The sequence below is a fragment of the Amycolatopsis ponsaeliensis genome, assembly GCF_030182635.1.
Lineage (GTDB): Bacteria > Actinomycetota > Actinomycetes > Mycobacteriales > Pseudonocardiaceae > Amycolatopsis > Amycolatopsis ponsaeliensis.
In genome coordinates, this window is sequence record NZ_JAPZLD010000068.1 from 38,655 (window position 1) to 45,644 (window position 6,990).

A 6,990-nucleotide genomic window follows, 5' to 3' on the forward strand; every position below is an offset into this window, starting at 1 on the left:
GGGGCGGTGCAACGGTTTCTATGGGGAGTCCGGGTTGTCGGTGACGTTGCCGGCGAGGCGGTGGAGGAGGTCGGCGAGCTGGGTGATCTCGGCGTCGGTGAGGCCTTTTCGCATGCGTTCGTCGTGGGCGATGGCGGCGGAGGCGAGGCGGAGGAAGAGCTGTTCGCCGTCGGGGGTGAGGGTGACGAGGTGGACGCGGCGGTTGGCGGGGTCGCGGCGGCGGGTGACGAGGCCGGTGGTTTCCATGCTGTTGAGGTGGTGGGTGAGGGTGGCGCCTTGGATGCCGACGGCGTCGGCGAGTTCGCGTTGGTTGGCGACGGGTCTGGTTTTGAGGGAGATGAGGATCTGCCAGACGGGCTGGGAGCCGCCGGCGGCGGCGAGGGCGTGGTCGAAGGCGCGGCCTGCGGTCTTGGCGGTGTGGGCGAGGACGACGCCGATGGGGGTGGTGGTGGGTGCTGGCACGGGTCGGACCCTACCGCAGATGGAGAGGCATCTAAGCGTTTGACATCTAATGGTTAGACATCTAACGTTGTGCTCATCGAACCGGAAGGGGAAACGCGATGAGCACCGAAGAGCAGGTCCGCGAGTTCGGCCGGGTCTGGGCCGCGGCCGAGGAGCGCGGGGACACCGAGGTCCTGGCCGGTCTGGCCGCCGACGGCTTCCGCTTGGTCGGCCCGCTCGGCTTCGTCCTGGACCGCGACCAGTGGCTGGCCCGCTACAGCGGCGGCGCCCTGGTCACCGAGAAGCTGGACTGGGCCGAGGTCGAGGTCCGCGACTTCGGCACGACCGCGATCGCGATCGGCGTGCACGCCCAGGTCGCGAAGCACCAGGGGAACCCGGTGAACGGCCGGTTCCGCGCCACGCACGTCCTGGTCCGCGACGAGGACCGCTGGCGCCTGGCCGGCATCCACCTGAGCCCGATCGGTGGCCCGCCGCCGTTCGCACCGGCAGGGGCGGGGCGATGAGCGTCGAGCTGAACCACACGATCGTGTGCGCGACCGACCGGGAGAAGTCGGCGGAGTTCCTCGCCGGGATCCTGGGCCTGCGGACCGAGCCGGTCGACGGCCCGTTCGTGCCCGTCCGGCTCGCGAACGGCGTCACGCTCGACTACCTGCGGGTGGACCGCGTGACGGGCCAGCACTACGCGTTCCTGGTCGGCGACGACGACTTCGACGCCGCGATGGCGCGGATCGAACGGGCCGGCCTCACCTACTGGGCCGACCCGTTCCACGAGCGGGCCGGCGAGATCAACGACCTGGACGGCGGCCGCGGGGTCTACTTCGAGGACCCCGACGGCCACAACCTGGAACTGCTCACGAGGGGGTAGCCATGCGGTTGAGCATCGGGGTCACGGACTTCTCGTGGCCGGACAAGCTGACGGACGAACTGGCGAACATCGCCGTCGCGGCCGACGACGCCGGACTGGACACGCTGTGGGTGGCCGACCACCTGCTGCAGGCCGACCCGCACAGCACGCCGGATTCGGCGATGCTCGAGGCGTACACGACGCTGGGGTTCCTGGCCGCGCGGACCAGCCGGATCGGGCTGGGCACGATGGTCTCGGCGGTGACGTTCCGGCCGCCCGCGCTGCTGGTCAAGGCCGTCACGACGCTCGACGTCCTCTCCGGCGGCCGGGCCCGGCTCGGGATCGGCACCGGGCACCACGACGGCGAGGCGCGGGCGATGGGCCTGCCGTTCCCGCCGGTGGGAGAGCGCTTCGAGCGGATGGAGGAGACCATCCGGCTGGCGCTGCGGATGTGGGCCGGCGACGACTCGGCGTTCGAGGGCGAGCACTACCGCCTGGACCGTCCGATCGGGATTCCGCGGCCGGTGCGGCGGCCGAAGGTGCTGATCGGCGGCGCCGGTGAGCGCAAGACGCTGCGGCTGGTCGCGCGCTACGCCGACGCGTGCAACGTGTTCGACATCCCCGACGGCGGGATGACGGTGCGGCACAAGCTGTCGGTGCTCGCGCGGCACTGCGAGGAGGCCGGGCGGCCGTACGGGGAGATCGAGAAGACGATCAGCACGCGCCTGGAGCCGGGTGAGTCCGCGGAGTCGTTCGCGCGGCGGTGCGGGGAGTTCGCGGAGTGGGGGATCGGCCACGCGGTCGTGATCACGGCCGGGCCGTGGTCGGCCGCCGGGGTGGCGACGCTCGGGCGGGTCGCGGGTCTCGTGGCGGAGTGAAACGATCAAGCCCGGACGTCGCGGGGTGATCGCGGACGGCGGGCGGCGGTCCGGGGGCGCGAAATCGTTTTCCGGTCGCATTTCTCCGTTTCCGCGGGAATGACGGCCCGAAATTATCGGTATACCGCGTGGTGGGACGGCTACGGCTTGTTGCTCCGTTCAGCGGGGTTTCGGACCATGATCCATTCGCTACCATGGTCGGCGCCCCCGTACCCAATTCGAATGTATTGGGAAGGATTCCCATGCTGTCTGCGGTCGTTGCTGCCGTAATGGCGTTGTCCTCTGTGGTCACCCCGCATTCGTGGAACACCCCTCCGCCGCCCGACAAAATCGTCATCGACGTCGTGAACGCCAATGGCACGGGCTGCCCGGCCGGCACGTCCGCGGTGGCGGTGTCGCAGGACAACACGGCGTTCACCGTGACTTACAGCGCCTACACGGCGCTGGTCGGGGTCGGCGCCGGGCCGCTGGACGCCCGGAAGAACTGCCAGATCGGCCTGCGGGTGCACGTGCCACAGGGGTTCACCTACGGAATCGCGCAAGCGGACTACCGCGGATTCGCCCATCTGGAACGGGGTGCGACCGGCCTGGAGAGAGCGAATTACTATTTCCAAGGCAATTCCCCGACGGCGTTCATGCAGCACCCGCTGACCGGGCCGTTCGAGGACGACTGGCATTTCACCGATTCCACGGAGGTCGGTGCGATCGTGTTCAAGCCGTGCGGTGAGGAACGCAATCTGAACGTCAACACCGAATTGCGGGCCGCGGCCGGGACGTCGGATCCGAAGAAGACGACGAGCTTCGTGACGATGGACTCGACCGACGGCAGCATCACGACCACGTACCACTTCGCGTGGTTGTCCTGCCCGTGACCGGGAACCGGTGAACCCGGGGCGGCGCGGCTCGGTACCGCGCCGCCCCGGCGGGTCACTTCTTCGCGGGGGCGCGGGGATCGGTGGCCTGGACGTCGAAGACGCGGCCGAGGGAGACGAGTGCTTCGTCGAGGTGGCTGAGGCTGGAGAGGACGGCCCGGGTTTCGGCCTGTTCGATGCGGTCGGACACCGGGGTGCCGTCGTCGCGCACGAGCGTGCCGGGTGTGGGGCCACCCGGTGCGTCGAGTGCTTTGCGCAGGACGTCGATGTTGGCCAGCAGCCGTCCGGTGAACTGGCGCAGGCGGTCGGCGTTCTCGCCGGCGAGCTGCCCGGGCTGGGCGCGGGCGGCGACGTGGCGGGCGCGGAAGGCGATGGTCTCCAGCGTGGTGAGCACGTGCCAGCCGTAGTCGCGGCGGGCGCTGCGGAGGTTGACCGGGTGGGTCAGCGGTTCGATGGTGGTGCGGACCTGTTCGACGGCGCGGTCGAGGTCGCGGGAGAGCTCGATGATGTTGACGTTCTCTTCGCCGGCGAGGAGGTCGCGGGTGTGTTCGAGGAACTCCGCCAGCTCGTCGAGCACGGCGCCGATGTCGTCGAGCATGACCGAGCGGGTGCGGACCGGGACGATGACGACGGCGGCGAGGATGCCCGCGGCGGCCCCGACCGCGGTTTCGGCGACGCGGATCCAGAGCACTTCGAGGCTGAACGTGCCGAGCAGGCTGTAGAGCAGGCCGAGCATGCTGGTGATGAAGAAGGCCATCACGACCTGGGAGACGCGGGCGGTGTAGACCATCCCGAAGACGCAGACCAGGATCAGCGCGAGCGTGGCCGGGGTGCTGCCGGCGACCAGCAGGGCGAGCAGGACGCCGCCGACGATGCCGATGAGGGTGCCGCCGAGGCGGCGGACGCCCTTGACGAAGGTGGCGCCGGCGCTGGAGGCGCCGATGAACACGACGAAGACGGTGAGGACCGCCCAGTACCAGCGCTGGTGGGAGACGAGTTCGCCGCCGACCACAGCGAGCCCGCCGCCGACGACGGCCTGGATGGCGCTGCGGGTGCGGTTGTCGTAGGCGAACGCGGGGGTCGGCTCGTCGTCCTCTTCGTCGAGCGGATCCACTGTGGACTCGGGGGCGGCGGCGCGCTGGGCGCGGTCGTCGGCCAACGCCAGCTCGGCCAGCGCCTTGCGGACGCCGTCGCCGGGCGCGGCGTGCTCGTCGATGCGGCTGCCTTCGACCAGCATGCGGCTGTACTCGCCGGTCTGGCTGATCAGCGGGAGCTCGCGCGGGTCGCGTTCCATCAGGGCGCGGAAGCGCGCGAGCCGGGCGATGAGGTCGTCGCGGACTTCGGCGGTGAGTTCGTCGGAGCAGGTCCGCTGGACGGTGCTGACCAGCCACTCGAGGGCGAGCTCGACCTCGATGGCGCGGCGGCGCAGGCGGTCCGCGGCGCGGGCGTCGACGACGTCGGGTGCGGCGTCCTCGATGAGCAGGACGCACTCGTGCAGCCGGGCGAGCGTGCTGCGCAGCTGCTTGCGGGTGCGCTCGCTGCCACCGACGGCGAGGTGGGCCTCGGTGGCGCGGACGACGGCGGCCAGCCGGGCGCGGAAGGCCCGGCGCACGCGCAGGAACTCGGCTTCGGCGTTGTGGCGCAGGAGGACGAACCGGACGACGGCGTTGGCGAGCACGCCGACGCCGAGCGCCATCAGCAGCTGCGGGACCTGCGTGAGGTGGGCCTGCAGGAACATCGGGAAGAAGAACAGGAAGAAGCCGATCGAGCCGAGCGCGGTGCCGCGGGCGCCGAAGCGCTGGGCGTAGACGGCGACGAAGATCAGCAGGACGAACACGATGCTGTCCATCGGCGGCAGCGCCGACCCGAGGCTGGCGACCGTGATGGACGCGGCTCCGGTGAGGAACGCCAGCACGAGCGTGACGGCTTGGCTGCCGGGCGTCGGGTCGTTGACGGTGAACGCGGTCATCATCGCGGCGATCGCGCCGACCAGCATCACCGTGAGCGGGACGTGCGCGGGCAGCAGGGCGGTCACGGCGAGGACGATGCCGAGGACCGCGGACCCGGCCAGCCGCAGCCGGACGAGGCCGGGGTCGGCCGCCGCCAGCCGGTCGAGGGCGGCGGTGCGGAAGTGGTTCATCGGGCGAGCAGCTCCCACTGGGCGAGGGTGGCGCGGCGGCCGCGGGTGGCGGTGATCCGCAGCCGGTAGTGCGGGTGGGCGGCGGGGGTGTCGAGCGTGAAGGGCCGGGTCTGGCGGCGCCAGCGGAACAGCTCGCCGGTGCGTTCGTCCAGGGTGGTCCACTCGGTGCCGTCGTCGGAGCCTTCGAGGACCCAGGCGCTGGGGTCGCCGCCGCGGTCGCCGGAGGTGAGCGTGTACATCGTGACCTCGCGGGGCTCGCCGGTGACGGTGAACTCGATCGCCGGGGTGGCGCCGCGGAAGGTGACCTGGGTGCGGGTGGTGTCGTCGAAGAGGGCGTCGACGCTCTTGGCGTCCTCGCTGGTGGCGGTGCCGGTGAGGTCGGAGACCGGGTCCGGTTGTTCGGCGGGCGGTGGCGGGGCACCCCACTCGGCCGGTTCGGTGGTCAGGTCGAAGACCAGCTCGGCGCCGCCGGCGAGGGTGGCGTGGGCGATGGTCGTGGCGTCGTGCGGTTCGCCGTCGACGGTGAGGCCGCGGACGTAGACGGTCTCGTCGGTGTTGCCGGGGGCACGGACGACGAGCTTCTTGCCCTCGCCCAGGTGCACGGTCGCCTTTTCGAACAGCGGCGAGCCGATGGCGTAGCGCGGGCTGCCGACGGCCAGCGGGTAGAAGCCCAGGACGCTGAACAGCCACCACGCGGACATCTCGCCGTTATCCTCGTCGCCGGGATACCCCTGGCCGAGCTCGCTGCCCAGGTAGAGCCGTCGCAGGACCTCCCGCACCACGCGCTGGGCTTTCGCCGGCGCGCCCGCGTAGTTGTAGATGTACGGGATGTGGTGCGAGGGCTGGTTGGAGTGGCCGTACTGGCCCATGCGGACGTCGCGGGCTTCGGTCATCTCGTGGATCAGGCCGCCGTACGCGCCCGGGCGGCGGCCGGTCTCCGGAGTCGCGAAGAACTCGTCGAGCTTGGCTTCGAGACCGGCGTTGCCGCCGTGCAGCGCCGCGAGACCGGGGCCGTCGTGGGGTGCGGTGAAGGCCGTGTTCCAGGCGTTGGTCTCGACGAAGTCGCCGCCCCACGCGGCCGGGTCGTAGCCCTCGGGGGCGAACTTGCGGCGGCCGTCGCGATGGCGGCCCTGGAAGAAGCCGATCTTCGGGTCGAAGTGGTGGACGTAGTGCTTCGCGCGCTCGCGGAAGTAGGCGGCGTAGTCCGCGTACATCCGCGCCCGCGGCCCCGCACTTTCACGTGAAAGTGCGTCGGAGAGGTTGGCGAGGCCGAAGTCGTTGACGCAGCCTTCGAGTGCCCAGGACAGTCCTTCGTGGACCGACGCCGGGGTGTAGCCGAGGAAGATCGACCGGTCGAGGCCCTTGCGCCCGACCGAGCGGTGCGGCGGCGTGACGGTGGCGTTCTTCAGCGCCGCGTCGTAGGCGGCTTCGACGTCGAAGTCGCGGACGCCCTTGAGGTAGGCGTCGGCGAAGGCGACGTCGGAGCTGGTGCCGGTCATCAGGTCCGCGTAGCCCGGTGAGGACCAGCGGGAGATCCAGCCGCCTTCGCGGTACTGCTGCACGAACCCGTCGACCATCCGGCCGCAGTGCTCCGGAGTCAGCAGCGCGTACGCCGGCCAGGTGGTGCGGTAGGTGTCCCAGAAGCCGTTGTTGACGTACAGCTCGCCGTCGACGACCTTCGCGCCGGTGCGCCCGCGGGGGCTCCGCCACCCCCCGCGCACCCCCCGGCAGGCGGGCCCGGTGCCCGGCCGGGTGTTCTCGGGGGCGACCTTAGGGTAGAGGAACACCCCGGAC

The 6,990-nt window shown here is 71.0% G+C and carries 7 protein-coding genes; 4 read left to right on the forward strand and 3 right to left on the reverse strand.

What is annotated here, in order from left to right:
- Window positions 1-18 precede the first annotated feature (18 nt).
- On the reverse strand, window positions 19-462 hold the full coding sequence (locus tag QQ657_RS51640) for a MarR family winged helix-turn-helix transcriptional regulator (protein ID WP_284749822.1): 444 nt from the start codon (window positions 460-462) through the stop codon (window positions 19-21).
- 98 nt (window positions 463-560) lie between these two features.
- Between QQ657_RS51640 and QQ657_RS51645 the strand changes: the two genes are divergently transcribed.
- The 4 genes from QQ657_RS51645 (at window position 561) to QQ657_RS51660 (ending at window position 3,056) form a co-directional block, all read left to right on the forward strand.
- Window positions 561-965, forward strand: a complete 405-nt coding sequence (locus tag QQ657_RS51645; RefSeq protein ID WP_284749823.1) for a nuclear transport factor 2 family protein — start codon at window positions 561-563, stop codon at window positions 963-965.
- Window positions 962-1,327 carry a VOC family protein gene (locus QQ657_RS51650; protein ID WP_284749824.1) on the forward strand — a complete coding sequence of 122 codons (366 nt, stop codon included), beginning with the start codon at window positions 962-964 and terminating at the stop codon, window positions 1,325-1,327. Before QQ657_RS51645 ends, QQ657_RS51650 begins: the two co-directional genes overlap by 4 nt.
- A 2-nt stretch (window positions 1,328-1,329) precedes the next feature.
- Window positions 1,330-2,184: an LLM class F420-dependent oxidoreductase gene (locus QQ657_RS51655; protein ID WP_284749825.1), complete on the forward strand. Its 855-nt coding sequence runs from the start codon at window positions 1,330-1,332 to the stop codon at window positions 2,182-2,184.
- 269 nt (window positions 2,185-2,453) lie between these two features.
- A complete protein-coding gene (locus QQ657_RS51660; RefSeq protein ID WP_434056864.1) occupies window positions 2,454-3,056 on the forward strand; it encodes a DUF4360 domain-containing protein in 603 nt (200 codons plus the stop codon).
- A gap of 55 nt (window positions 3,057-3,111) precedes the next feature.
- On the opposite strand, the gene QQ657_RS51665 is transcribed toward QQ657_RS51660, so the two are convergent.
- Together QQ657_RS51665 and QQ657_RS51670 are read right to left on the reverse strand one after the other, a co-directional pair.
- On the reverse strand, window positions 3,112-5,196 hold the full coding sequence (locus QQ657_RS51665) for an FUSC family protein (RefSeq protein WP_284749826.1): 2,085 nt from the start codon (window positions 5,194-5,196) through the stop codon (window positions 3,112-3,114).
- Window positions 5,193-6,990, reverse strand: a 1,798-nt coding sequence (locus QQ657_RS51670; protein ID WP_284749827.1) for a GH92 family glycosyl hydrolase, incomplete at its 5' end; no start/stop codon positions are given. The genes QQ657_RS51665 and QQ657_RS51670, both read right to left, overlap by 4 nt.

Excerpts from the sequence above, each read along its gene's own strand:
- QQ657_RS51645 (WP_284749823.1), top strand. The coding sequence starts at position 561 with ATGAGCACCGAAGAGCAGGTCCGCGAGTTCGGCCGGGTCTGGGCCGCG.
- QQ657_RS51650 (WP_284749824.1), top strand. The coding sequence starts at position 962 with ATGAGCGTCGAGCTGAACCACACGATCGTGTGCGCGACCGACCGGGAG.
- QQ657_RS51655 (WP_284749825.1), top strand. The coding sequence starts at position 1,330 with ATGCGGTTGAGCATCGGGGTCACGGACTTCTCGTGGCCGGACAAGCTG.
- QQ657_RS51660 (WP_434056864.1), top strand. The coding sequence starts at position 2,454 with ATGGCGTTGTCCTCTGTGGTCACCCCGCATTCGTGGAACACCCCTCCG.
- QQ657_RS51665 (WP_284749826.1), bottom strand. The coding sequence starts at position 5,196 with ATGAACCACTTCCGCACCGCCGCCCTCGACCGGCTGGCGGCGGCCGAC.